Raw genomic sequence first — 24241 nt, forward strand, 5'->3', positions numbered from 1 at the left:
CGAACTTTGTAGTTCGCGTCCCCGCGCCGTCAGCGTAGTTCTAACGGCGCGGGGACGCGAACTACAAAGTTCGCGCTACTGCCTGCTGGCCTCCTGAGCTGTACCTAAACCCTAAATCTGCTCTAAATAAAATCCAAGCATTTCCACCTAATCCCACCTTAGACGGAATAATCTTAATACGTTGGACTTGTTGGTTTTTTTGTATGGTTGGTTGGGGTATCGGCCTACGGCTTCTACATCTACAAGTGCAAGCAAAAGGCCGAGCAGAGCACCAAAGACTACTTGCTGACCGAAGGCTCGCTCACACGTTGGGCCATTAAATAGACCGCTGCTATAGGTAAGGTTTCAGTGCCTTCGAGCGCGTAGTGTGCTTAAGGCGACGAATGGCCTTTTCCTTTATCTGCCGCACCCGCTCGCGGGTCAGGCTGAACTGCTCGCCAATCTCTTCCAACGTCCGCGCCGCGTGACCATTCAGCCCGAAGTGGAGCGTCACGACGTCCGCCTCGCGCAGGGTCAGGGTCGAGAGGGCCCGCTGAACCTCTCGGCGCAGGGAGTCGTCCAGCAAGCCGGCATCGGGGCTTTCTGCGCCCTCATCTTGCATCACGTCGAGCAGGCGGTTTTCCTCGCCCTGCACGAAGGGCGCATCCATCGAGACGTGGCGGCCCCCGATTTTGAGCGTTTCCGCCACCTCGGAGGTACTCAGTTCCAGCAGCTCGGCAATCTCGTCGGGCGAGGGTTCCCGCTCGAACTTCTGCTCCAGCTCCGAGAACGAGCGGCTGATTTTATTCAGCGAGCCCACCCAATTCAGGGGCAGGCGCAACATGCGGCTCTGCTCGGCCAGGGCTTGCAGGATGCTCTGGCGAATCCACCACACGGCGTAGGAGATGAACTTGAAGCCCTTTGTCTCATCGAAGCGCTTGGCCGCTTTAATCAGCCCCAGGTTGACTTCGTTAATGAGGTCACCCAGGGTCAGGCCCTGGTTCTGGTATTGCTTGGACACCGAGACCACTAAACGCAGGTTGGCTTTGGTCAGCTTTCCGAGGGCCATCTGGTCGCCCTCGCGAATGCGCTGGACGAGCTCTACTTCCTCGTCTATCGACACCATTGGAAGCACGAAGATGCGCAGAATCCCGGGGGCGGCCAATAAGCGGGGCCAACTCCCACGGCCAGCCGTTCGGAGCGCCCGTGGGACGTGCATATGGCAGGCGTAGCAAAGCCGGAAAAACAAAAAGCAGCGGGTCGTCGGGCCCGCTGCTTGTGCTAGGTGGAGGAAACAGCGGGGCTTAGTAGCCCTTGTTCTTGAGCAGCCATTCCTGCATTTCCTTAATTTCCATCATCTGGGAGTCGATAATCTGCTGGCCCAGGGCCTTGGTTTCCGCGTGTCGGCCCAGGTCCAGAATGGCCTGCGAGGTTTCGATGGCGCTCTGGTGGTGGTCCTGCATCAGTTGGGCAAAGTCGCGGTCGGTGTTGCCGGTAATTACCCGCAGGTCGTTGGCGCGCATCATCTTGTCCATTGCCATCTGCTGACGCGTGTTGAAGGCCGGCACGAGCGGCGCTTCAACCTTATGCCCGGCCAGGAAAGTGTTGAAGCGGGCAATTTCGGCTTGCTGGGCGGCAATAATGCGGGTGGCGAGGTCGCGCATCTGCGTATCCTTGCCGTTTTTGAGCTCTTCCTGCGACATGTCGATGGCCCCTTTGTGGTGCATTACCATCATCATGGAGTAATCCTGGTCGGGGTCCTGCGTTTTGGGCATCGCGTCCATCATCTTCATCATATCGTGCATGATGCTCATCATCGTGTTCTGGTCGTGGGCCTGCACTGCCAGGCTATCCGAAGCATCCTTGCTGCACGAGGTAGAGGCGAGCGATACGGAGGCCAGCGCCAGGGCCAGGAGGGGAAGGCGGAATAACTTTTTCATAAAATCGGATTGTGATAAGGTTTTACTGAGTGCTGAAACGGCCAGCCTCGACCCCGGATTTATACCAATCCGCCTTTGACTTGCATAATTTTTAGCGTACCCACTCCGTGCGCTATTCCGCTGGTTGGACCTAAACCAAAAAAGGCAGCCCGACCCGGACTGCCTTTTTTGGTGCACCAGCGCTGCCATGAGCGGCTACTTGTTGCGCGTGAGCCAATCCTGTAGCTCTTTAATCTCCTGGCGCTGGTCGGCAATAATGGCCTGGGCCAGGGTGCGGGTCGTGGTTTCGCGGCCGTGCACCAGCAGGGCTTCGGAGTTGTCAATAGCGGCTTGGTGGTGGTCCACCATCAGCTGGGCAAAGTCGTAGTCGGCCCGGCCCGTGATGGTGCGTTTATCGCTGCTGGCCATCATCTTGTCCATGTTGGTTTTCTGGAGCTGGCTGAACTGCGGCACCAGGGGCTGCCGGGGCTGATGGCCGCTAAGGAAGGCGTTGAACTGCGTGATTTCGGCCTGCTGGTTGGTAATGATGGTTTGAGCCGTCGTTTTCATTTCCTGGTTCGTGCCGCTTTTCAGCTCTTCCTGAGCCATTTTAATGGCCGCCTCGTGGTGCAGTACCATTTGGGAAGCATAGTCGTGGTCGGGGTCCTGGGTTTTGGCCTGGGCGTCCATTTTCGTCATCATGTCCATCATAATGGACATGTACACGCTTTGGTGGGCCGGGTCCATGTCATGGCCTTTCATGCAGGACGAGAAGAACAGCCCCAGCAGGGCAAAGGCAAGCAGGGGTAAACGAAAACGGGACATAGTCAAGATGAAGATTTAGTGAACACGAATAACACCCAGCCCGGCCGTTAGATTTTACAATTCCGTACCGTTTGCTTGCATAATTTCCGGTTCAAATCAGCAAATCCAGGTGGCGGCGAGCATGGCTGGCCAGGCCTGGGGCGCAGGGGCAGACAATGATGAGCACGGCCATGCAATTTGCCAGCGGCAGCGGCAGGCGCGTATCCAGCGGGGCCAGGTTAAACCAGAGCACGAGCGTGAGAATGATAACCACTACCGTGGGCATGAAAAGGGTGCTGACCTGGTCGGCTCAGCCGTTGAAGGGGGCGGCTTTGCCGGGCATTCTCCACCAGCTGCACCAGCTGCGAAAGCAGGGTGTTGAACCCAACGTTGGTTACCGCAAAACGGAAGGAGCCGGTTTTGTTGAGCGTGGCCCCGAATACGGGGTCGCCGGATTGCTTTGCCACGGGGGTATTCGCCGGTGAACATGGGTTGTTCCACCCTGACAGGATGCTCCGCGATGCCAGATAAGCCTGAGAGGCCCCATGCGGATAGTCGCTTACTGACTTGGGGTAGCTGATATCATTAATTAAATTACGCGGGATACTTGCACAATTCTGTGCTGTGGCTTCGGCTAATGCCTGCCAGTACTGAAGCAAAAGCTGCTTATAAGCTTACCAGTGCTGTTTTTGTCTTGTTCTGGCCATTCTGATACCAGAGCCGGAACCCTTCTGTGCTGCACGGGGTAAAACAGCTTCTGAAGGCATTCAACCAAATAAGCCTATTTTTGCCGTTGCCTAGCGCCCGTTATGTTCCGTAGCCTGTTCCCTTTCCGCCGTTTGCTGGCGACGAGCTTCCTGCTCGTCTTCATCAACGTGTTTGTGGGTCAGTGCTGGTGCGCAACGTTGAACCCGGTGCCGGCGGCGACGCCGAAGGTGGCTATGAGCCACCACGATGTTGAGAAGCCCGCGCATCCGGGCTGCCACGGCCACGGGGCTGAGGCCAAAAATCAAAAAAAGCACGACAGTCATCCGGCCAAGCCGGCTACCAACCACGACTGCTGCAAGGACAAGTCGGCCTCGCTGCTCTCGTCGCTGACGACACCCGCTCAGAAGTATCTGTTTATTCAGGCCCCGGCCGTGCTGCCGACGGCCATCGCGTTTCACTCCCGGCCCCTGGCTGGCCAGTGGGACCGTACGGCTACCGTGGCCCTGGTCCCGCCCCGGCACCTTAAGCCCAAAATACCCGACATCCGTATTTTCATCCAGTCGCTGACTGTCTGATTCTTTCGACGCGCTAAGGCTCGCGCCGGCATAGCTACGCTATGTCCGGGGCGGGCCTTTTCGTTTGCTCGCTGGCGTGGCTAGGCCGCGCCCTCTCCCTCCCCATTTTCCTGGTTTTTCCGCCCCCGCAATGCAGCGTTGCTGTCAGGAGGCCGGTGCGCTGCCTCCTCTATTAGGCCGGGCCGTCGCTGGCTGTCCTGCCTGCGCTACGCCGGGCTGGCTGACGCCTTGGGCTTTGTGCTCGGGCAGCAGGGGCAGGCGTAAGCCTTCGGCCCGTTCAGGGCCATTTCTCATATCCATTCCCCGTTTTTATGAACCGCTTTCTTGTTCCGCTGCTGGCCGCTGCCAGCATTTTTACCGTGGCCAGCTGCTCTTCGGACTCGTCCAGCAGCAGCGCCACCAACACCGTTACCACGCCTACGGGCACCGCGCCCGACAGCACCGCCGGCCACGCCGGGGGCCACACCTACGCCTGCCCCATGCACCCGGAGGTGACCAGCACCCAGCCCGGCCAGAAGTGCCCCAAGTGCGGCATGGAACTGGTGCACAACGACCAGGTCTCGAACGGCAAAAGCTACCAGATGAAGTTTGAGCCCAAGCCCATGCAGCTGGTGGCCGGCCAAGCCACCACGCTCACCTATACCCCGCAGGAAGTTGGCAACGAAGCGGCTCCGGTGCCGCTGGCAGTGGTGCACGATAAGAAAATCCACCTCATCATCGTCCGCAAAGACCTATCGGTGTTCTACCATGAGCACCCCGAATTCACGGCCGACGCCAACTATAAGGTGCCCTTCACCTTCCCCAAGGGTGGCGACTACGTGCTGTTTCAGGACTACTCGCCAGCCGGCAGCGGCCACCAGCTGGGCCGCCAGGTAGTGAGCGTGCAGGGCCCGAAGTACACGCCCGTCAAGTTCAGCAAGGACCAGATGCAGTGGCAGCAGGATGGCTACCAGGCTACGCTGGCCTTCGATAAGGAGCTGAAAGTAGGCCAGCTGCTGGGCATGAAGATTACCCTGAGCAAGAACGGCCAGCCCGTGACCGACCTCGACAAGTACCTCGGGGCCCTGGGCCACGTCGTGGTCATCAGCGAAGACACGGAGCGCTACCTGCACGTGCACCCGAACGACCAGGCCGACAAGGGCCCGGTCATTGGCTTCAACACCAGCTTCGAAGCCCCCGGCCTGTACCGCGTATTCCTGCAATTCAACCACGGCGGCCAGATTCACACCGGCAATTTTACCATCAACGTGAAGGCCTAACGCTTTCAGGCACTCGTCCTTTTTACTTCCCCTCCCAAACCAATTCCCATGAAAAAGTCCGCGTTTTTCCTCGCCGCCCTGTGTTCGGGCACCCTGCTGCTCGGCAGCTGCAGCTCCGATAAGTCGGCTGATACCACGGTTACTGAAACGACGTCGGCCACGGCCGATACGACTGCTGCCGCGGGTGATATGGCCGGCATGGACCACTCGAAAATGGCGGATGGCGCGTCGCCCCTAGTGGCCTCAATGAACGACATGATGGCCAAAATGGACGCCATGAAGATGAAGGGCAACACCGACCACGACTTCGCCCACATGATGATGGAGCACCACAAGGGGGCCGTGGCCATGGCCGAAATCGAGCTGCGCGACGGCAAAGACGCCACCATGCGCCAGATGGCCGAAAAAATTAAGGCCGACCAGCAGAAGGAGCTCGGCGAGATGGAGCCCATCGCGGAGCGCCTCGACTCGGCCCCGACCAACTACAAGCCCACGGACCCGAATGACCCCTTCACGGCGCAGCTGAAAACGAGCATGACCCACATGATGGATAACATGCCCACGCCAGTGGCCGACCCGGACATGAACTTCAACATGATGATGACGGTGCACCACCAAAGCGCCATGGACATGGCCGAAGCGGAGCTGGCCCACGGCAAAGACACCAAGCTCAAGGACTTGGCGCAGCAGATGGTGAACGCGCAGAAAAAGGAAATCGAGCAGTTCAAAGCCTGGCACGCCCGGAATGCCGACAAGATGTAAGCCAGGCTGGCGGCCACCCCGCGCGGCGGCCGGCAGCCACTTTTCCCACCACCACTTTTTATTTTCCCCCATGAAGCTTTTTGGAATCTCTCTGGCTGCGGCCGCTCTCTTCGCCCTGGCCCCAATGGCCTCCTACGCCCAGCACTCCCACGCCAATGGCAAGGCCGATGCCCACACGGCCCCCGGTGAAACCCACGCCCACGTATCTCCCCACGGCGGCGTGGTGCGCTCGGCCAGTCCCTACCATCTGGAGCTGGTGGCCCAGCCTACCGAGCTGGCGTTCTACCTATTGGGAGCCAAAATGAGCGCCGTACCCAACAAGGGCATGAGCGGCTCGGTGCTGGTGCAGCTGAGCACCAATGCCACCGTGACCGTGGCCCTGACGCCGGCTGGCGATGACCACCTGGTGGCCAAGCTGCCCGCCGGAGCCAAGGTGCGCACCGCCATCGTGACGCTGAACACGGCCGACGGCAAAGCCCTGACCGTGCGCTTCGATAAGCTGGACGAAACCCACGCGTCCAAAGCTGTGGGCGCGGCCTACATCTGCCCCATGCACTCGGACGTAACTGCCAGCGCACCGGGCAAATGCTCGAAATGCGGCATGGCGCTGGTTAAAAAATCCTAGTGGTCGGTGGCTGGCGACCAGTGGTTGCCAGTCCCCCTTCGTATCCCTTCCCCATCCGTCGGCGTCTCGTCGGCGGATGGGCTGGCGGTCCAATAAACGCTCATGAATAAACTTCCCCTTCGCAACGGCCGCCCCGGGCTCCTGCTGCTGCTGCTTTTGCTGCTGGCCGGGCCGGCGTGGGCCCAGCAGGTCGTGGTGCGCCTCGACAGCGCCGAGCGGCAGGCCCTGCGCCGGCACCCGCGCCTGCGCCAGTCGGCCGAGGAAATTGCGGAGCAGCGCGCCCTGAAGCGCGGCAGCTTTTCGCCCGCTAATCCTGATTTTCTGTTTTCCTCGCCCACGGGCTACCAATGGGCCCCCGGCGTGGTGCAGACCATTGACTTCCCCACGGTGTACCGCCGGCAGGCCCAGGCCGCCCAGGCGGGCATCACCCTGGCCGAGCGGGGCCTCGACGTGAACCGTGCCACCGTGCGCCGCGACGTGCGTGGGGCTTATCTGAACCTGCAGTTTGCCGAGGCCCAGGTGCGGCAGCTCACCTACCAGGACAGCCTGTTCCGGACCTTGCAGCTCGCCACTGACCGCCTGTTCAAGGCCGGTGAGGTGACGGCTTTGCAGCGGGTGAGCACCGAGGCCGAAGCCCGGCAGGTGCACAACCAGCTGGAGCAGGCCCTGGTAGACCAGCGCTCGGCGCAACGGCGGCTGGGCCTGCTGCTCGGCCAGCCCGAAGCCAACCTGACCGCCGAAACCGACCTGCGCGAAACCGGCCCCGAGCTGGCCCGCGCCGGCGCGGAGCTGCTGAGCACCCTGCCCCTGCAGGACAGCGCCGCCGTGGCCCAGAGCCCCACGCTGGCCTATTACGGCCAGAACGTGGCCCTGAGCCAGTCGGGCATCAGCCTGGTGCGCGCCCGGCGCACGCCGGCCCTCACGGTAGGCTACCAGAACCAGGGGCTTAGCGATTCGCCGACGCGCTACCGCTTTCAGTTCGGTGCCTCGGTGCCCATCTGGTTCTGGACTTACCGCGCTCAATTGCAGGCGGCTACGGCTCGCAGCAAGGCCGCGCAGTCCCAGCTGCAGGTGCAGCGCCTCGACTTGGGCACCCAGTACCAGCAGGCGGTGGCCGACACGCGCAAGTTTGCCGCCTCACTCACTTACTACGAGGAGACCGGCCTGCCGCAGTCGCGGGCCATCATCAGCCAGTCGCAGCGCCTGTTCCGGGCCGGCGAAATCAGCTACCTGGTCCTGATTCAGAGCCTGAACCAGGCCTTCACCATTCAGAATACCTACCTGACCACCATCCGCGACTACCGTCAGGCCATCGTTGCACTTAACTACCTGCGGGGATACTAATGAAGAACCTACTCCTGCTTTTGCTGGCCCTGCTGCTGGCCACCGGGGCCCGCGCCCACGGCGGCGAAGACCACGGCGACGCGGCCAAGCCCTCGGCCGGGGCGGTGGCCACTACCTTCTCGGTGGCCGCGCTGTCCGAGAGCTTCGAGCTGCTGCTGCGCTTCGAGCCCCTGAAAAAGGGCGAGGACGCGGATATGCGCCTGTTCATCTCGGACTACGCCACCAATGCGCCCATCAAAGGGGCCAAGCTGACGGTGACCTGCCCGGAAGCGGCCGCGCTAAAGTTCACCGTCTCCGAAAAGTCGCCGGGGGCTTACCTAGTCGAGGGCGTGTTCCCGGCCAATAAGAAATACAGCCTGGCCGTGAACATCGTGGCCGGCGATAAGGCCGATTTGATGCTGCTTTCAGGCATCGAAGTCGGCAAGCTGCTGCCGGTGGCCGCCGCTCCAGCTGCTGCCGCCGTGCCCCTCATCGGCTCCTGGAAAACGGTGCTGCTGCTCTTCGGCGCGTTCGCGCTGGGCATTGCCGCCACTGCCCTGGTTATGCGCCGCCGGAAGGCCGCCGCCGTTCCCACTTCAACGCCCGCTGTTTATGAAAACCACGCATAAGTTTCTCGCGGTCACGGCCGCCCTGGGCCTCACCCTGACGGTGCTGCTGCCCCCGCCCGCCGCCCTGTGGGCGCACGGCGGCGAAGACCACGGCGATGCCGCTCACGCATCCACCGGCGTGGCCCTGACCGATGCCGTGGCCCTGCCCAAGGAAAGCCAGTTCCTGTTTGGGGTGCGCACGGCCCTGGCCGGCTACTCTGACACGTATAACCGCCTCACCCTCTACGGTACCGTGGCCTCGGCCGCCGGGGGCGAAGGGCGGGTGGTGGTGCCCCAGACCGGGCGCATCGTCAGCCTTTCGGCCAAAGTAGGCCAGCCGGTGCGCGCCGGGCAGGTGCTGGCGGTGGTCGACCAAACCCTCGACGCCACCCAGCAAATCGGCCTCAGCACCGAGCGGGCCAATGCTCAGGCCGAGCTGCGCGCCGCCCAGCAGGACTACGCCCGCCTGCAAACCATCGCCGACATCGCCGCCCGCAAGGATGTGGTGGCCGCCGAGCTGCGCCTGCGCCAGGCCCGCCAGAACGCGGCCATCTTCAACGGGCAGGCCAGCAACCGCCGCGTCACCATCACCTCGCCCATCAGCGGCACGGTGGACGTGTTTACCCTGGCCGTGGGCCAGCAGGTGACGCAGGGCGATGAGCTGTTTCGGGTATTCAACCCTGGTAAACTACGGGTGGAAGCCCAGGTGTTTGCCCAGGATTTGGACAAGATTCCCGCCGGGGCCCAGTTTCAGGTGGAAGGCCTGCAGGGGCAAAACGGCAGCGCCCCGGCCCTGCTGGTAGTGTTCAGCAACGTGGTGAACCCGGTGAACCAGGCCCGCCAACTGGTGCTGGAGCTCGACCCCACCGGCACCAACCTGTTCCGCGCCGGGCAGGCCGTGAACGTGCAGGTGCTGGGCCGCAGCGGCGGCGGCAAAAAGCAGCTGGTGGTGCCCACCTCGGCCCTTACCGACCTCAACGGCAAGCCGGTGGTCTTCGTGCACACCGACCCTGAAACCTTCAAAATCCATTACGTGCAGCCCGGCTCTGCCAACGGCACCCAAACGGTGCTGCTGGGTGGCGACGTGAACGAAAACGACCGGGTGGTGAGCGTGGGCACCTACCAGCTCAAATCCATCTACCTCAACCAATAACCCACTCAACGGCTATCTCCCATGAAAACCTTTGCTGCTTTTGCCGTTCTGGCCACCGTGCTGGGCCTGAATTCGACCATCGCCCGGGCGCAGGCCCCCGCCGCTTCTTCGGCCGAGGAAGCTGCCGTGAAAAACGTGCTGCGCCAGTACCAGGAGGCCGTCGAGAAGCTGGATACCACCGGCACCAGCCGGTTGTTTCTGGCCAACTCGCAGGTATTTGAGTCGAGTGGGGTGGAAGGCAACTACAACCACTACGCCGCCCACCACCTTGCGCCCGAGCTTGGCGAGTTCAGCGCCTTCACCTTCAGCGACTACAAGGCCACGGTGCAGGTAGATAGCCCCTACGCCTTCGCCACCGAAACCTACACCTACACCATTAAGCTGAAGAAAGACGCCAAGACGCCCATCGTGCGCCGGGGCGTGGCCACCTCGGTGCTGCGCAAAAATGCCGCCGGGCAATGGCAGATTCTCAGTACGCACACCTCCGCCCGCACTCCCCGGCCCAAAAAATAAATCGGTGCCCTCCGCTGGCGGGCAGAAAACCGGGTGCCGTCCCTCAATGCCGAACAGCTGATTCGGTGGCTATTACCTTCTGTTGTTGACCGATGCTTGATAAAATCATTCGTTTTGCCCTGCAAAACCGCCTGCTGCTGCTGGCCTTTGCCGTGGGCCTGCTCATTGCCGGCACCTACACGGCCCGCCAGCTGCCCGTGGACGTGCTGCCCGACCTGGACCGCCCCCGTGTAACCGTGTTTCTGGAAGCCGCCGGCATGGCCCCCGAAGAAGTGGAGGCCCTGGTGACGCTGCCCGTAGAAACGGCCCTGAACGGCGCCACCGGCGTGGCCGCCGTGCGCTCCAACTCGGCCATCGGCCTGGGCATGGTGTTCGTGGAGTTCGACTACGGCACCGACATCTTTACCGCCCGCCAGATTGTGGCCGAAAAGCTGCAAACCGTGAGCGGGCAGTTGCCTACCGGCATCACGCCGGTGCTGGGGCCCATTTCCTCGGTGATGGGCCAGATTATGCTGGTAGGGTTATCAATTAAAAATGAAGAATTAAGAATTAAAAATAAGGTTTCGTCAGGCTCCCCCTCTCCGCGGGAGAGGGGGCCGGGGGGTGAGGTGACGACCGCCGCCGACCTCCGCACCCTCGCCAACTACACCGTGCGCCAGCGCCTGCTCAGCATCCCCGGCGTGGCCCAGGTCATTCCCATCGGCGGCGACAACCTGCAATACCAGGTGCTGCTCGACATGCCCCGGCTCAATGCCGCCGGCCTGACCGTGACGCAGGTGGAGGAGGCGCTGCGCCGCTCCAACCTGAACACCACCGGCAACTTCTTCGACCGCAACGGCTCGGAAGTGCTCATTCGCAACCTGGGCCGGCTGCGCTCAGTGGAGGATATCGAGAACATCATCGTGGGCTACCGGCAGAACTCGCCCATCAGCGTGAAGCAGGTGGCCCGGGTGGCTTTCGGGGCCCGCTTCAAGCGCGGCGACGGCAGCGTGAACGGCCAGCCCGCCGTTATTCTGAGCATTGAGAAGCAGCCCGGCACGGCTACGGTTGGCCTGACCCAGGCTGTGGAAAAGGCGCTGGTTGAGCTACAGCCCTCGCTGCCCAAGGACGTGCGGGTGAACACGCGCCTGTTCAAGCAGGCCGATTTCATTGAGTCGTCGATTAGCAACGTGGAGGACGCGCTGCGCGACGGGGCCATTCTGGTGGTCATCGTGCTGTTTGCCTTTTTGCTGAACGTGCGCACCACCTTTATCTCGCTGGTGGCCATTCCGTTGTCGCTGCTGGTGACGGCGCTGGTGTTTCGCTTTGCGGGCATTTCCATCAACACCATGACCCTGGGCGGACTGGCCATTGCCATCGGCGAGCTGGTGGACGATGCCATTGTGGACGTGGAAAACGTGTTCCGGCGGCTGCGCGAAAACCAGCACCTGCTCAACCCCAAACCGGCCCTGCAGGTGGTATATGCCGCTTCGTCGGAAGTGCGGAACTCCATTGTGTACGCCACCATCATCGTGGTGCTGGTGTTTCTGCCGCTGTTCGCGCTCGAGGGCATGGAGGGCCGCATTTTCGCGCCGCTGGGCATTGCCTACATCACCAGCATCGTGGCCTCGCTGTTCGTGTCGCTGACTGTGACGCCGGTGCTCTGCTACTACCTGCTGCCGGGCATGAAGCAGATTCGGGAAGCCGAGCAGGAGGGGGGGCTGGTGCGCTGGCTCAAGCGCAAGGATACCGGCCTGCTGCACTGGGGCCTGGCTCACCCCAAGGTGGTGCTTTCGGTAACCGGGCTGCTGTTTGCGCTGGCGGTGTCGCTGGTGCCCTTTTTCGGTACTGAGTTTCTGCCGCCCTTCAACGAAGGCTCGCTGACGGTGAACTTCTCGGCCCCGGCCGGCACCTCGCTCACCGAATCGAACAAGCTGGGCACCCTGGGCGAGGAGCAGATGCTGCAGCTGCCCGAAGTGGCCTACACCGCCCGCCGCACCGGCCGCGCCGAGCTGGACGAGCACGCCGAGTCGGTGAACAACTCCGAAATCGAGGTGGCTTTCAAAACCGAGGCCGAGCTGAAAAAGGAAGACAAAACCATGCGCAGCCGGGAGGAAATTCTGGCCGACCTGCGCCAGCGCCTGGGCCTGATTACGGGCGTGAACGTGAACATCGGCCAGCCCATCAGCCACCGCCTCGACCACCTGCTGAGCGGGGTGCGGGCGCAGGTGGCCATTAAAGTCTTCGGCAACGACCTGCTGGAGCTGCGCCGCTACGCCAACGAAATCCGCGCGGCGGCCGGCACGGTGCTCGGCGTGGTGGACTTGCAGGTGGAAAAGCAGGTGCAGATTCCGCAGCTGCTGGTGCGCCCCCGCGACGCGGCTCTGCGCGCCTACGGCCTGGAGCGCGGGCAGGTGGTGGCCACGCTGCAGACCCTGTTTCAGGGCGAGGTGGTGTCGCAGATGCTCGACGGGCAGAAGCGCTTCGACCTGATTGTGAAGCTGCCCGAAGCCCAGCGCAACGACGTGGCCTCCATCGCCCAGACCCGCATCGAAACCCCCGCCGGGGCCCTGATTCCGGTGAGTGAGGTGGCCGACGTGAGCTACGAGCCCGGCCCCAATACCGTGAACCACGAAAACACCCAGCGCCGCATCAGCGTCTCGATGAACGTAGCCGGGCGCGACCTGGGCTCCACCGTGAAAGAGGTGCAGGCCCGCATTGCGCAGCAGGTGAAGCTGCCGCCGGGCTACTACCTCACCTACGGCGGGCAGTTCGAAAGCCAGCAGTCGGCCTCCCAGAAGATTCTGTGGCTGAGCCTGTTTTCGCTGGCCGGTATCTTCCTGGTGCTGTACTCCCACTTCAAGTCGGGGCTGCTGGTGGGGCAGATTATGCTCAACATTCCGCTGGCCCTCATCGGCTCGGTGGTGGCGGTGCTGCTCACGGGCGGCACGTTCAGCATTGCTTCGCTGGTGGGCTTCATCACGCTCACCGGCATTGCCTCGCGCAACGGCATCATGATGATTTCGCACTACATCCACCTCGTGGAGCACGAGGGCGAAACCTTCGGCAAGGAGATGATTATTCGGGGCTCGCTCGAACGCCTGGTGCCCGTGCTGATGACGGCCCTGGTGGCGGCGCTGGCCCTGGTACCGCTCACGCTGGCCAAGGACGCGCCGGGCAAGGAAATCCTGTATCCGGTGGCTACCGTGATTCTGGGCGGCCTGCTCTCGTCCACCTTCCTCGACATCGTGGTGACGCCGGTCGTGTTCTGGCTCTTCGGCGAAAAAGCCCTGGCCCAGTACCGGCGCGGCCACGGCGAAGTCAGCCTCGACGCCCACCCGCCACAGAAGCTGGACGCCCAGCCCCTCACGCCCCCCGCCGACCAGAACCCGGTGCAGCCTGCCGTCTAAAGCTCCCGGTTATGTCTCTCCCTGTCTCCCTTTCGCCCGATGCTGCCAGCTGTGTGCTCTACATCAAGCACATGGTATGCCCGCGTGGCATTCGCGTAGTGCGGCAGGAGCTGGAAAGCCTGGGCCTGCGGGTGCTCGACGTGCGGTTGGGGGCCGCCACCGTGGCCGACGCGGGGGAGCAGCTGGACTGGGCCCGCATCCGGGAAGTACTGGCCGCGGCGGGCTTTGCCCTGCTGGAAAACCCGCAGCACGTACTGGCCGCGCAGGTGAAGCAGCTGGTCGACGAGCTGCTGCACCGCCCCGTTATGCTCCGGCATCGTGACTTCATTCCTGCCCTGGCGCAGGAGGTGGGCCTGAATGTGCGTCAGCTGCACAGCCTGTTTGCCCAGCTGCCCGGCTCCGAGAGCCTGCTCAGCTACATCACGCGCTGCCGGCTTGCCTACGCCCAAAAGCTGCTACTGACCTCTACGCTCGACATCGGGCGCATTGCCCGACAGCTGGGCTACGGCAGCCTGTCGCACTTCTCTGGTCAGTTCCGACGGTTTGCGCAGTGCTCCCCCTCGGCCTACCGGCAGCAGCAGGAGAGGAGAGTGAGTAAATCATAGCGCCGGCCCCCCCGCTGGAGTGGTCGCCCTTCAGAAAAAGAACCGAGCGAAAAAGCATTATTCAATGCTTTTTCGCTCGGTTCTACACGACCCCGGTACTTAGTTAGTCGTTGCGGTCAGTGTCGGTTACCGTGATGACGTTGTTGCGGTCGATGGCCACGGTGTATTCGTGGCACTTGCTGGCATCGATGGTTTTGGTATAGTCGACGTTGTTGACTTTGAGGGTGAACGTCGTGCTGCCGGCCGCATAGTTAGCGTAGTCCGATGAGGCCCCGGGGTCTACATTATTGATATTAATGGTACTCCCCCCCGAGGTTTTCACTTGCACACTCGCTTTTTGAGTCCCGTTGTTTGTGATGCGGGCGCGAGGGTCCTCATCCTTGCATTTTTTGCAGCTGGTGGCAGCTAAAGCCATAAAACCAGCAAGTACGATGGGTAACACAGCTTTCATAAAGGGAATATTATGTGTGTTTGGCCCGAAGCAGACCGGCGGAGCGTGCAAGATACTCGGTGCCACTGTTTGTTTGTGCTACTGAACTAGTCTGGAAATGATGGGTAGAGATAAGCGCGTGTTTATTCCCCAAGCAGTGCCAAATGATGCAAGCCTCGGGGTAATTGATGCAAAACCAGCGGCGGATTTGGGGGGTATACAAAGGGTAGTAAACCAGTTTATCCACTCCTGACCTGCTGAACTATGCACGCTCAAAACCAATCCCTGCTCGATGCCCTCAACGCCTGCATTGCCGCCTGCGAGCACTGCGCCACCGCCTGCCTGCAGGAAGAAGATGTCAAAATGATGGCCCACTGCATTAGCCTCGACCGCGACTGCGCCGATATCTGCGCCCTGACGGCCCGCCTGATTGCCCGCGGCTCGGAGCACGGCCAGCATTTGCTGCGCGAGTGTGCTGAAGTGTGCAAAGCCTGCGGCGACGAGTGCGGCCAGCATACCCACATGCAGCATTGTAAGGAGTGCGCCGAAGCCTGCCGCCGCTGCGAAGAAGCCTGCCGCGCCAGCATGGCCGCCTAACCACTACTCCGCCTTCGTTCTTAGCAAAGCCTGGTCGTGCCGCGACCGGGCCTTGTTGTTTTTAACGGTGCACTGGCGTTTGCCTTCCATGACGAAAGTCGTGCGTTTGCCTGCTGGATGTCATGGTGCCGCCCCTTCCAGCGCCGGAAATTTGCAGGATGCACTATCGGTGGGCATGCCAGGCTGGCCTTTCCACCGTCTGCGTTCGCCATTTAATTGGACGACCAAAGGGCTGCTACCAACAACACCCGGCTGCGCCTCACGGACCGCATCTGGCGGCAGAAAAACCGACAGGTTCCGGGGGCGATGGTGGAGTTACGGCCAACCAGCTGGCCTGGTGCTGAAACATGCAAGCCGCCGCGGCCGCCGTCCTGACCCGCTTTCACCCTTACTGCCCAATTGCTATGATACCCATGACCACTGTTTCGGAGGTGTTAACCCACCTGAAGGAAGAGGGCTACACCATTGATTTCAACTTGCGGGGCGACTGCCTGATGGGTCCCGGCGACGCCCTGCAGCTTTACCCGAACGAGTTTCTGGTCGATAAGCACTACCGCTTCGAAGGCATGTCGGACCCCGGCGACGAGGCGGTGGTGTACGCCATATCCTCGCCTCGGCACGCCTTGAAAGGCACACTGGTCAACGGCTACGGAATTTCCAGCGAGGCCCTGAGCGCGGAGATGATGAAAGCATTGCAGGAGAACCCGGCGTTCTACCCCTCACCCGAGGAAACTGCAGACTCCGTGGGAAAAGCGAACGAAGCCACGCCGCAGCGCCCGGCCGGCACCCGCCCGCTGAATGCGCCCCTGCTCGTGGTTGACCTGCTCCAGGCCCAGGCGCAAATCAGGCAGGAGCCGGCCTGGCACCGCAGCGACCGCAACGCCCTGACGCTGCTCCAGGCCGATGGCATGCGCCTGGTGCTCATCGCCCTGCACCAAGGCGCGGCGATGAAAACGCACACGGCCCCCGGCATTATCAGCGTGCAGGTACTCGAAGGCCACCTTGGCTTCGAGGCCGAAGGGCAGACAACAGAGCTGAAACCCGGCCTGCTGCTGACGCTGCAGACCGGCCGGCCGCACCGCGTGGTGGCCCGGCAGGAATCGGTGTTTTTGCTCACCATGGCCAACCCGGCGGCAGAACAGTAGCGGCTAAGGTTGCACGGACTTTGTAGGCTGCGCAACAACCCGGGCTTGCCCTTGGCGAAGGTCAGGCAATGCGGTGATTCTTGTCATGGCCAGGGTCGCGAGCGGCAGGGACCTTTGTGACAGGCTGGTTTTTTCCGCCTATTCCCTACCAACGGCTTCCCAATGACGAATTTAACTCTTGGCATGTTCGTGGTGCCGACGATAGCCCTAACCGTCACAGGGGTGCTCTCCGCCTACTTTGCCAGGAAAGCGCCGGACCGGCGCGCATTCAAGCGGTTTATCGGCCTGGCCCTGGGGCTGGCTTTTGCGCTGAATTTCATTTGGGAGCTGAGCCACTGCCTCTTGTACGAAGGCTGCGGCTATGACCCGCTGCACGTTGGTTTTCTAGCCCTGGCCTCAGCGGCAGATGCTATCATGGCGGCGTTGCTGTACCTGGCCTTGGCACTCGTGTACCAGGACGGCCTCTGGGTGCGGCAAATGACGTGGGTACGGGCTGTCTGGCTCGTGATGATAGGGGGCGCGGGAGCCGCGCTCACCGAGGTGGTGCACCTGGCGGCGGGAAACTGGGTGTACACCGACCGGATGCCCCTTATTCCGGGCCTCGGGGTTGGCCTTTCCCCCGTGTTGCAATTCGCGGTCCTGCCGTTATTGATTTACAGCCTGAGTTTCTACCTCACGGTATCCAGAAGCCCAACTGCTGCCCGCGCTGCCCACCCGGAAGCAACTTAGGAAACCCAGCCAAGGCAAGCGCCCAAGCCGGGTAATCCTGCAAGCTGTAGGCGCAATGCTGTACCCCATTGGTCGCACCTGGCGGCCACTTTGTACGTTTTATTCACACGGACCATCGTTGGTCCCTTAGCTCTAATCATCATGAAAACCCTCCAATTCAAAACCAACATCAACTGCGGCGGCTGCATTAAATCCGTGACGCCTGCCCTCAACCAGGAAGCCGGGGCCGGCAACTGGCAGGTCGACACGGCCAACCCCGATAAAATTCTCACCGTCAACTCCGATAAGCTCACTGCTGAGCAGGTGGTGCAGGCCGTGGAGCAGGCTGGTTTTAGGATTCAGGTGGCCTAACGCCTGGCACTACCCTTCAAAAGCGCCTGGCAACAGCTGGCCCCGGAAGCCTGGCACGGCGATGCGGCCAACGTAGCGGCCGCCGAGTGGGCGCTGCTGGAGCACGAGGCCAGCAACCGGGCGGCGATTATGACCAGCCCGGTTGGTCAGGTGGAAAAGGTCGTCGGGTAACGCGCCAACCTGGATAGCAATGTCTGCCGGGGCGGCCTGATAAACGTCATCCAATCAAGCGCGTCAAGTCATGCCAGCCGCGTTGAGCAAGGCCGAAATTTGTCTTACAATTGATTTGCATGCCGCCCTGTTGGCGTGCGTTCACGCACGGCCTTCGGGCTTCCATCATGAAAAACATTCTCGTACTGCTGTTCCTCCTTCTCCTCACTGGTTGTACCGACCACAATCAGGACCAAACCAACCGTGACCAGGCCTCCACGGACTACATCATGATGCAGAATGGCCACATGATGCTGTTCCAAGGTGGCAAAATGATGCCCATGACCTCGAATATGATGATGGGCAACGGTTCGATGGGCATGACTAATGGCACGTACCGCCTGAAAGACGGCACCACTATGCAACTAAAAGAAGGCCAGCGCATGATGCTGGATGGCAACATGATGCAGAATGGCATGATGAACGGCGAGATGATGAATGACGGCCAAACGGGTCACATGAATCAACAAAAAAGGTAGCCATCCCGGCCCAGGATGACCCCAAGCCGGTACGGAGTGAGCTAATCAGATTTACCGGTCACGGGGTGCAACCCGTGCCCCGTTTAGCGCCCATGCGGTCAGCCGCCTGGGCGCTATTCGTTCCTATTTACCCAAACCCTTCGCATGAATAAGCCCCCATCTGAGCCGGCCACGACTACTCCGCCCCCCGTTGCTCCCGGGGATAAATCGCCGGTGCCGGACCACACCGGGCACCACGGGCCGGCCGCCGCCACGCCGCCATCCGAAACGACGGGCGCGACTCCCAAGCCGATGGACCACAGCCAGATGGACCATAGTAAAATGAACCACGGCAAAATGAACCACAGCCCGGCGGGCGGCCACGACCACGGGGCCATGATTGCCGACTTCCTGCGCCGGTTCTGGGTGTGCCTGGCGCTGTCGGTGCCCATCGTCGCCTTGTCGATGATGTTTCAGAACCTGGTCGGGTACAACTTTTCCTTTCCGTACAGCACCTGGGTGCTTCTTGCGCTGGCATCGCTGATTTACGGGTACGGCGGCTGGCCCTTCCTGAGCGGCACGGTGGGGGAACTGCGCCGCCGGCAGCCGGGCATGATGACGCTGGTGGCCGTGGGCATCACGGTGGCCTACGCCTACAGCGTGGCCGTGACGGTGGGCTGGCTGCGCGGCATGGACCTGTTTATGGAGTTGGCCACGCTGATTGATATCATGCTGCTGGGCCATTACCTGGAAATGAAGTCGGTAGCCGGAGCCTCGCACGCGCTGGAGCTGCTGGTGCAGCTGCTGCCGGCCGAAGCGCACAAGCAGGAGGGCGATAAAATCAGCGACGTCCAGGTCACGGCCCTGGTGGTCGGCGATGTGGTGCTGGTGCGGCCCGGCGAGCGGATTCCCACCGATGGCGAGGTGACCGACGGCAGCAGTGCCGTGAACGAGAGCATGCTTACGGGCGAGAGCGTGCCGGTGCAAAAGGAGGTCGGCGGCAAAGTCATCGCCGGGGCCGTGAATGGCGAGGGTGCGCTCACCGTGCGCGTCACGCACCAGGGCGCGGACAGCTACCTGAGCAAGGTGGTGAAAATGGTGAGCGAGGCGCAAAACACCAAGTCGCAGACCCAGACGCTGGCCGACCGCGCCGCCGGCTGGCTCACGGGCATCTCGCTGGCGGGCGGCCTCGGCACACTGGCCGTGTGGCTGTGGCAGGGCAAGGACGTGGCCTTTGCCATCGAGCGGATGGTGACGGTGATGGTCACGGCCTGCCCGCACGCGCTGGGCGTGGCCATTCCGCTGGTGGTAGCCATTTCCACGTCGATTTCGGCCAGTAAGGGCCTGCTGATTCGCAACCGCACGGCCTTCGAGGAAGCCCGCAAGATTACGGCCATGGTGTTCGACAAAACCGGCACCCTTACCGAAGGCGCGTTCGGTGTGACCCGCGTGAAAGTGCTGGCCGCTGACCTAGATGAGGCAACTTTGCTGGGCACGGTGGCGGCGCTGGAGCAGCAGTCGCAGCACCCCATTGCCCAGGGCATCGTGCGCGAGGCCCACAAGCGTGACCTGACGCTGCCTGCCATTGAGGACTTTCAATCCCTGACGGGCAAGGGCGTAACCGCCACCGTGGCCGGTCAGGCCGTGGTAGTAGCCAGTCCCGGCTACCTCAAAGAAAAGGACATCACGCCGCCCGCCGACGCCGTCAGCAACGGGGCCGAAACGGTGGTCTTCGTGCTGCTCGATGGCCAGCTGGCCGGCTATGTGGCCCTGGCCGACCGCATCCGCGACGATTCCAAAGAAGCCGTGCAGCGCCTGCAACAGCAGGGCATCAAAGTGTACATGGCCACCGGCGACAACCAGCAGGTGGCCGATGCCGTGGCCCAGGAGTTGGGCCTCGACGGCGTGTTCGCCGAAGTGCTGCCCGACCAGAAAGTCAACATCATCAAAGACCTGCAGGCCCAGGGCCAGTTCGTGGCCATGACCGGCGACGGCGTGAACGACGCCCCCGCCCTGGCCCAGGCCAACGTGGGCATCGCCGTGGGCTCGGGCACCGACATCGCGGCCGAAACCGCCGACATCATCCTCGTCAATAGCAAGCCCACCGACATCACCAACCTGGTGGAATTCGGCAAAGCGACTTACCGCAAAATGATACAGAACCTGTTCTGGGCCACGGGCTACAACGTGATTGCCCTGCCGCTGGCGGCAGGGGTGCTCTACCCGCACTTTGTGCTAACGCCCGCCATGGGCGCCGTGCTCATGAGCGCGAGCACCGTCATCGTGGCGTTGAATGCGCAACTGCTGCGCCGGTCCCTGAAGTAATCCATCATTCTTTTTCCCTCATGACTATTCGTTCCATCTTCGCCCCCGACTTGCTGGCTTCCCTTCGTTGGTACGCCGATATACTTGGCCTACCCGTGGAGGCCATGCAGGCTGACCCACCAACCCTTCGCTTGTCCGATACAGATAGCCTGGTCTTTTCCGAACAGGCCTGCCTGGGGGCGCACCTACTCCCGGTTGCGTCCATTGCCGCCGTCCGGCAGCGATTTGAGCACCGCCCCTTGGTGCCGGGCGAAAACCAGGGGCGGATAGTGGCGTCCGGCCCCGGTCACATATCCCTGATTGACCCGGCTAATAATGACCTCACGCTCCTCGAAACGACCTGCGGAGAGCCCTCCTGAATTTATAAGGCCGCGGTGCTCAACCTAGTCGGGGCAGGGCTGATGGGGGGCAATCACGAATTGCTGAAAGGGTACGAGTTCATTCTGCTGGCCCTGCTTCAGGGCGTGCCATGCTGCTGGACGTGCCACTGCGGCGGCAGCACGAGGCACGGGCGGATTAGGGCGTTGCGAAACGCTGATAATTCCATTCTCGACTACCGGCCCGCCACCATTATCAGCACAGCCGATGAATTTGTTCGGTGCTGAATACGACAGGTCGGACTCCAAATCATGCCAGCAAATGGACGGCTTATGCAAAACTGGCTGGGGTGCTGGCAGTAAACGACCAAAGTCAGGCAATCCCGCAGTATTTCAGCTAGGTGAGCACTAAAAACTGATTGTTAACTCATTTTTTACAACCATATCCATTTTCATGAAAATATCTTTCCGCCTATCGGCGCTCTTTTTCACCTTGCTACTGGCCCTGGCCGGCTGCAAAAAAGACGACGCCGTGACCCCCAATTCTGGCCCGCCGGTGCAAACCCGGACCTACTACATTGCTTCGGAAGAAGTGGTGTGGGACTACGTTTCCGAAGGCCGCAACGTGTTTCTGGGCCGGCCCTTTGAAAAAATGGACTCGGTGTTTGCCGTCAACATACCTAGCGGGCCCACCCCGCGCATCGGCCGGCGGTACCTGAAAGCCCGCTTTGTGGAGTACACCGACGCCAGCTTCACCACCCCCAAGGCCGTGCTGCCGCAGTGGGCCCACCTGGGGATATTGGGGCCGGTTATCCGGGCCGTGGTGGGCGATTCGGTGCATGTCGTGTTGAAGAACAAGACGTCCATTGCCACCAGCATCCACGTCCACGGTTTGCTCTACGGCAAGGAGTCGGAAGGCTCCATGAACTCGTCGACCGACCCGCGCGGGGTGGTGCAGCCCGGCGGCACGCACCGCTACCGCTACTTCGCCCGCGAAAGCTCGGGACCGGGGCCGGCCCAGGGCAGTTCGGCGGTGTGGGTGTACCACTCCGGCGTAAACACCACCCAGACCGACCTGAACGCCGGCATGGTGGGGGCCATTGTGGTCACGAAGCGTAGCATGGCCAACGCCGATGCGACGCCGACCGACGTGGACCGTGAAATCGTGACGCTCTACAATATATTCGACGAGAACATGAGCCCCTACCTGGCGCGCAACATTGCGACCTACCTGCCGGGCGTCACCAAGCCCATGACCGATGATTTCATGATGAGCAACAAGATGCACAGCATCAACGGTTACATCATGGCCAGCCACAACGCGGCCCTCACCATGAAAAAGGGCGAGAAGGTGCGCTGGTACGTGATGGGCTTCGGCGACGTGCAAGGGGTGCATACGGCGCACTGGCACGGCAACGTCAGCATCATGAGCGAGCGCACCACCGATGTGATTGAGGTGCTCCCGGCCGTGGCCGTGGTGGCCGACATGACGCCCGACGACCCCGGCCAATGGGCCTACCACTGCCACGTGAGTAACCACGCCGCCGCCGGGATGGACACGTTTTACACGATAACCCCCTAGTCCTAGTAACGTCGCCCTGGTCAGATGCCGAGTTGACTTCCCCCCCCCTAGCCTGTGGCAGCGAGGGGAAAGTCAACTCGGCTTTTGCCGGGGAACAGCCGCAAAACCCGGCCCGCAAAAGCCCTTTTTTAGCCGCTCTATTTCTCCCCTTTTTCATGGAGCACAAAAAGCCTTACGTCCGCTTTTTTCTGATGCTGGGTACCTCCCCATCGGCTGAAGCTGTGCGAACGGAGCCGCCCGGCCGCAGGTTGAGCACCGCCCGCTGGTGCCGGGCGAAAACCAGGGCGGACTAGTAGCTGCTGGCCCGAACCATCTCTCCCTCATCGACCCCGCCAGCAAGGCGCTTACGCTCCTGGAACCGCACTTCGTACTAAGCCCGGCCATCGGCGCGGTGCTTATGAGCGCGAGCACCGTCATCGTGGCCCTGAACGCGCCGCTCCTGCGCCGCTCGCTGAAGTAGTTAGTAGAGAGTATGCGCAATTGATAAACTCCCAATCATTGGTGGCGACCAGTTGGCAGGCCCAGCTTGCCCACCAAAAACCACAGAAATTATGCAACTCTCCCTCCCACCACTGCAAACATTAGGGGGCGGCGCCAACGTAAAGCACAGCGGGTTCGCAGATACGGCAATAACCGGCCCGTCAGCGTAAGGGAGTTGGCCGGTAATGGCGGCGTTGGGGGCTGGCGGCGGATGTATCTGCCTACCAGCCTCCAACGCCGCCATTGCCGGGCAAACGGCTCCCGAACACCAGCTTGCCGTGCTTTTAACGCCGCCTATGTTTTCAGATTTTCCCAACCTGCATCCCCTGGTGGTGCATTTTCCCATCGTCCTCATTCTGCTGGCCGCTGCCCTCCAGGCGGCGCTGGTGTTCCGGGACTGGCCCCCGGTGCGGTGGATTACCCTGGTGGTGATGGCCGGCGGCTTTGCAGGGGCGCTGGCGGCCAGCACGGTCTTTCACGCCGAGCCGGCGGGGCTGGGGACCCAGGCAGCGGCCGTATTTGCGGCCCACGAACAGTACGCGAGCTACACGCTGTGGCTGTCTGGTATCACGCTGCTGCTGCGCGGCGTCGGCGACTTTTTTAAAATCCAGCGCCGGGCCTATGAAATCCTGGTGCTCGTGTTTGCCCTGGCGGCGGCCGGCGTGCTGTCGGTAGCCGGCCACCGGGGTGCCCAACTCGTGTACGTGGAGGGCGTGGGCCCGCAGGGGCACCTGCTCGACAAAAACCATGGCCACGGCCACGAGGAAGCCGCCCCGTCTCACCCGGAGATGGAAACCGGCAGCCACGACGAGCCGGTTGGCTCCGGCGACCACCCCGCGCCGGCCACCATCGGCCCGCAATCCTCTGCGGCCGACATGCCGGGCATGGACATGAGCGCGCCGGCCGCTACGCCCAAAGCTCCGGCCAGGGCGACTTCGGGCGAGATGAGCGAAATGGATATGACCGGCTCGAAACCGGCGCGCCCGGCCCCCAAATTGGGGGCCATGGCCGACATGCCCGGCATGAAGTCCCCCGCCGCTATCTCCTCGCCCCCGATGCCCAAAGGCATGGAGATGAGCCGTCCGGCCAGCCCGGCGCAGCGGAATGATATGGCCGATATGCCGGGAATGAGCCCCGCGCCCGCCAAGGCAAAAAAAGCGGGCGCCGCGCCAGCCAGCCCGGCGGGCATGGAGGCCATTAGCGGGATGAAAGACATGCCCGGTATGCCGGCTTCTCCCGCCGCCGCGCCCGCGCCGGCCCAGGGCACCATGCCCGACATGCCGGGCATGGATAAAGGGCAGTCGATGCCCGGCATGGCCATGCCCAACCCCTTGGACAAGTTCCGCTTCAAGGACAACAACCCGGCCCGCAGCCAATCCACGCCCAAGCAATAGC

General features: G+C 62.1%; 25 protein-coding genes and 1 pseudogene. 20 read left to right on the forward strand and 6 right to left on the reverse strand.

Annotation, left to right across the window (positions count from 1 at the left end):
- Positions 1-331: 331 nt before the first annotated feature.
- The 5 genes and pseudogenes from HBN54_RS22270 to HBN54_RS24095 all read right to left on the reverse strand — a co-directional run.
- Positions 332-1105: pseudogene (locus HBN54_RS22270) on the reverse strand (sigma-70 family RNA polymerase sigma factor); the annotation flags it as partial.
- A 178-nt stretch (positions 1106-1283) separates the two neighbouring features.
- Positions 1284-1919, reverse strand: coding sequence for a DUF305 domain-containing protein (locus HBN54_RS22275; protein WP_168675454.1), 636 nt, complete (start codon positions 1917-1919; stop codon positions 1284-1286).
- Positions 1920-2114: 195 nt separating this feature from the next.
- Positions 2115-2723 (reverse strand): DUF305 domain-containing protein, encoded by a 609-nt coding sequence (locus HBN54_RS22280; RefSeq protein ID WP_168675455.1) that lies wholly within the window; start codon positions 2721-2723, stop codon positions 2115-2117.
- Positions 2724-2814: 91 nt separating this feature from the next.
- The gene (locus HBN54_RS22285) at positions 2815-2988 is read right to left on the reverse strand and encodes a hypothetical protein (protein ID WP_168675451.1); all 174 of its coding nucleotides are present in this window, start codon (positions 2986-2988) and stop codon (positions 2815-2817) included.
- Positions 2942-3169 carry a P-type ATPase gene (locus HBN54_RS24095; protein WP_168675456.1) on the reverse strand — a complete coding sequence of 76 codons (228 nt, stop codon included), beginning with the start codon at positions 3167-3169 and terminating at the stop codon, positions 2942-2944. Before HBN54_RS24095 ends, HBN54_RS22285 begins: the two co-directional genes overlap by 47 nt.
- A gap of 342 nt (positions 3170-3511) precedes the next feature.
- Between HBN54_RS24095 and HBN54_RS22295 the strand changes: the two genes are divergently transcribed.
- The 10 genes from HBN54_RS22295 to HBN54_RS22340 all read left to right on the forward strand — a co-directional run bounded on the left by HBN54_RS22295 (position 3512) and on the right by HBN54_RS22340 (position 14222).
- Positions 3512-3985 carry a hypothetical protein gene (locus HBN54_RS22295; protein ID WP_168675457.1) on the forward strand — a complete coding sequence of 158 codons (474 nt, stop codon included), beginning with the start codon at positions 3512-3514 and terminating at the stop codon, positions 3983-3985.
- A gap of 311 nt (positions 3986-4296) precedes the next feature.
- Entirely contained in the window at positions 4297-5244 is a 948-nt protein-coding gene (locus HBN54_RS22300) for a heavy metal-binding domain-containing protein (protein WP_168675458.1), read from the forward strand.
- A 48-nt stretch (positions 5245-5292) separates the two neighbouring features.
- Entirely contained in the window at positions 5293-6006 is a 714-nt protein-coding gene (locus HBN54_RS22305; protein ID WP_168675459.1) for a DUF305 domain-containing protein, read from the forward strand.
- A gap of 70 nt (positions 6007-6076) precedes the next feature.
- Positions 6077-6631 (forward strand): heavy metal-binding domain-containing protein, encoded by a 555-nt coding sequence (locus tag HBN54_RS22310; protein ID WP_168675460.1) that lies wholly within the window; start codon positions 6077-6079, stop codon positions 6629-6631.
- 102 nt (positions 6632-6733) lie between these two features.
- Positions 6734-7975, forward strand: a complete 1242-nt coding sequence (locus tag HBN54_RS22315) for a TolC family protein (protein ID WP_168675461.1) — start codon at positions 6734-6736, stop codon at positions 7973-7975.
- Entirely contained in the window at positions 7975-8583 is a 609-nt protein-coding gene (locus tag HBN54_RS22320; RefSeq protein ID WP_168675462.1) for a hypothetical protein, read from the forward strand. Before HBN54_RS22315 ends, HBN54_RS22320 begins: the two co-directional genes overlap by 1 nt.
- Entirely contained in the window at positions 8567-9715 is a 1149-nt protein-coding gene (locus HBN54_RS22325) for an efflux RND transporter periplasmic adaptor subunit (protein ID WP_168675463.1), read from the forward strand. Before HBN54_RS22320 ends, HBN54_RS22325 begins: the two co-directional genes overlap by 17 nt.
- A gap of 21 nt (positions 9716-9736) precedes the next feature.
- Complete coding sequence (locus tag HBN54_RS22330; RefSeq protein WP_168675464.1) at positions 9737-10228, forward strand: YybH family protein; 492 nt, start codon at positions 9737-9739, stop codon at positions 10226-10228.
- 92 nt (positions 10229-10320) lie between these two features.
- A complete protein-coding gene (locus HBN54_RS22335; protein ID WP_168675465.1) occupies positions 10321-13617 on the forward strand; it encodes an efflux RND transporter permease subunit in 3297 nt (1098 codons plus the stop codon).
- 11 nt (positions 13618-13628) lie between these two features.
- On the forward strand, positions 13629-14222 hold the full coding sequence (locus HBN54_RS22340) for a helix-turn-helix transcriptional regulator (protein WP_168675466.1): 594 nt from the start codon (positions 13629-13631) through the stop codon (positions 14220-14222).
- 103 nt (positions 14223-14325) lie between these two features.
- Here HBN54_RS22340 and HBN54_RS22345 read toward each other — a convergent pair whose 3' ends face one another.
- Positions 14326-14673 carry a hypothetical protein gene (locus HBN54_RS22345; protein ID WP_168675467.1) on the reverse strand — a complete coding sequence of 116 codons (348 nt, stop codon included), beginning with the start codon at positions 14671-14673 and terminating at the stop codon, positions 14326-14328.
- Positions 14674-14916: 243 nt separating this feature from the next.
- On the opposite strand from HBN54_RS22345, the gene HBN54_RS22350 reads away from it, so the two are divergent.
- From HBN54_RS22350 to HBN54_RS22395, 10 genes are all read left to right on the forward strand, one after another.
- Positions 14917-15249, forward strand: coding sequence for a four-helix bundle copper-binding protein (locus tag HBN54_RS22350; protein WP_168675468.1), 333 nt, complete (start codon positions 14917-14919; stop codon positions 15247-15249).
- Positions 15250-15653: 404 nt separating this feature from the next.
- The gene (locus HBN54_RS22355) at positions 15654-16394 is read left to right on the forward strand and encodes a cupin domain-containing protein (RefSeq protein WP_235955668.1); all 741 of its coding nucleotides are present in this window, start codon (positions 15654-15656) and stop codon (positions 16392-16394) included.
- Between the two features lie 162 nt (positions 16395-16556).
- Positions 16557-17123: a hypothetical protein gene (locus tag HBN54_RS22360; RefSeq protein ID WP_168675469.1), complete on the forward strand. Its 567-nt coding sequence runs from the start codon at positions 16557-16559 to the stop codon at positions 17121-17123.
- 141 nt (positions 17124-17264) lie between these two features.
- Positions 17265-17474, forward strand: a complete 210-nt coding sequence (locus HBN54_RS22365; RefSeq protein ID WP_168675470.1) for a heavy-metal-associated domain-containing protein — start codon at positions 17265-17267, stop codon at positions 17472-17474.
- A gap of 338 nt (positions 17475-17812) precedes the next feature.
- Positions 17813-18163, forward strand: coding sequence for a DUF6799 domain-containing protein (locus HBN54_RS22370; protein ID WP_168675471.1), 351 nt, complete (start codon positions 17813-17815; stop codon positions 18161-18163).
- Positions 18164-18484: 321 nt separating this feature from the next.
- Positions 18485-20467: a heavy metal translocating P-type ATPase gene (locus HBN54_RS22375; protein ID WP_235955670.1), complete on the forward strand. Its 1983-nt coding sequence runs from the start codon at positions 18485-18487 to the stop codon at positions 20465-20467.
- Positions 20468-20487: 20 nt separating this feature from the next.
- Positions 20488-20826: a VOC family protein gene (locus HBN54_RS22380; protein ID WP_168675472.1), complete on the forward strand. Its 339-nt coding sequence runs from the start codon at positions 20488-20490 to the stop codon at positions 20824-20826.
- A 412-nt stretch (positions 20827-21238) separates the two neighbouring features.
- A complete protein-coding gene (locus HBN54_RS22385; protein WP_168675473.1) occupies positions 21239-22366 on the forward strand; it encodes a multicopper oxidase domain-containing protein in 1128 nt (375 codons plus the stop codon).
- A 265-nt stretch (positions 22367-22631) separates the two neighbouring features.
- Positions 22632-22826, forward strand: a complete 195-nt coding sequence (locus tag HBN54_RS22390; RefSeq protein ID WP_168675452.1) for a hypothetical protein — start codon at positions 22632-22634, stop codon at positions 22824-22826.
- A 316-nt stretch (positions 22827-23142) separates the two neighbouring features.
- Entirely contained in the window at positions 23143-24240 is a 1098-nt protein-coding gene (locus HBN54_RS22395; RefSeq protein ID WP_168675474.1) for a DUF2231 domain-containing protein, read from the forward strand.
- Position 24241: the final 1 nt, after the last annotated feature.

It is taken from the genome of Hymenobacter artigasi, from assembly GCF_012275535.1.
GTDB classification, from domain to species: domain Bacteria; phylum Bacteroidota; class Bacteroidia; order Cytophagales; family Hymenobacteraceae; genus Hymenobacter; species Hymenobacter artigasi.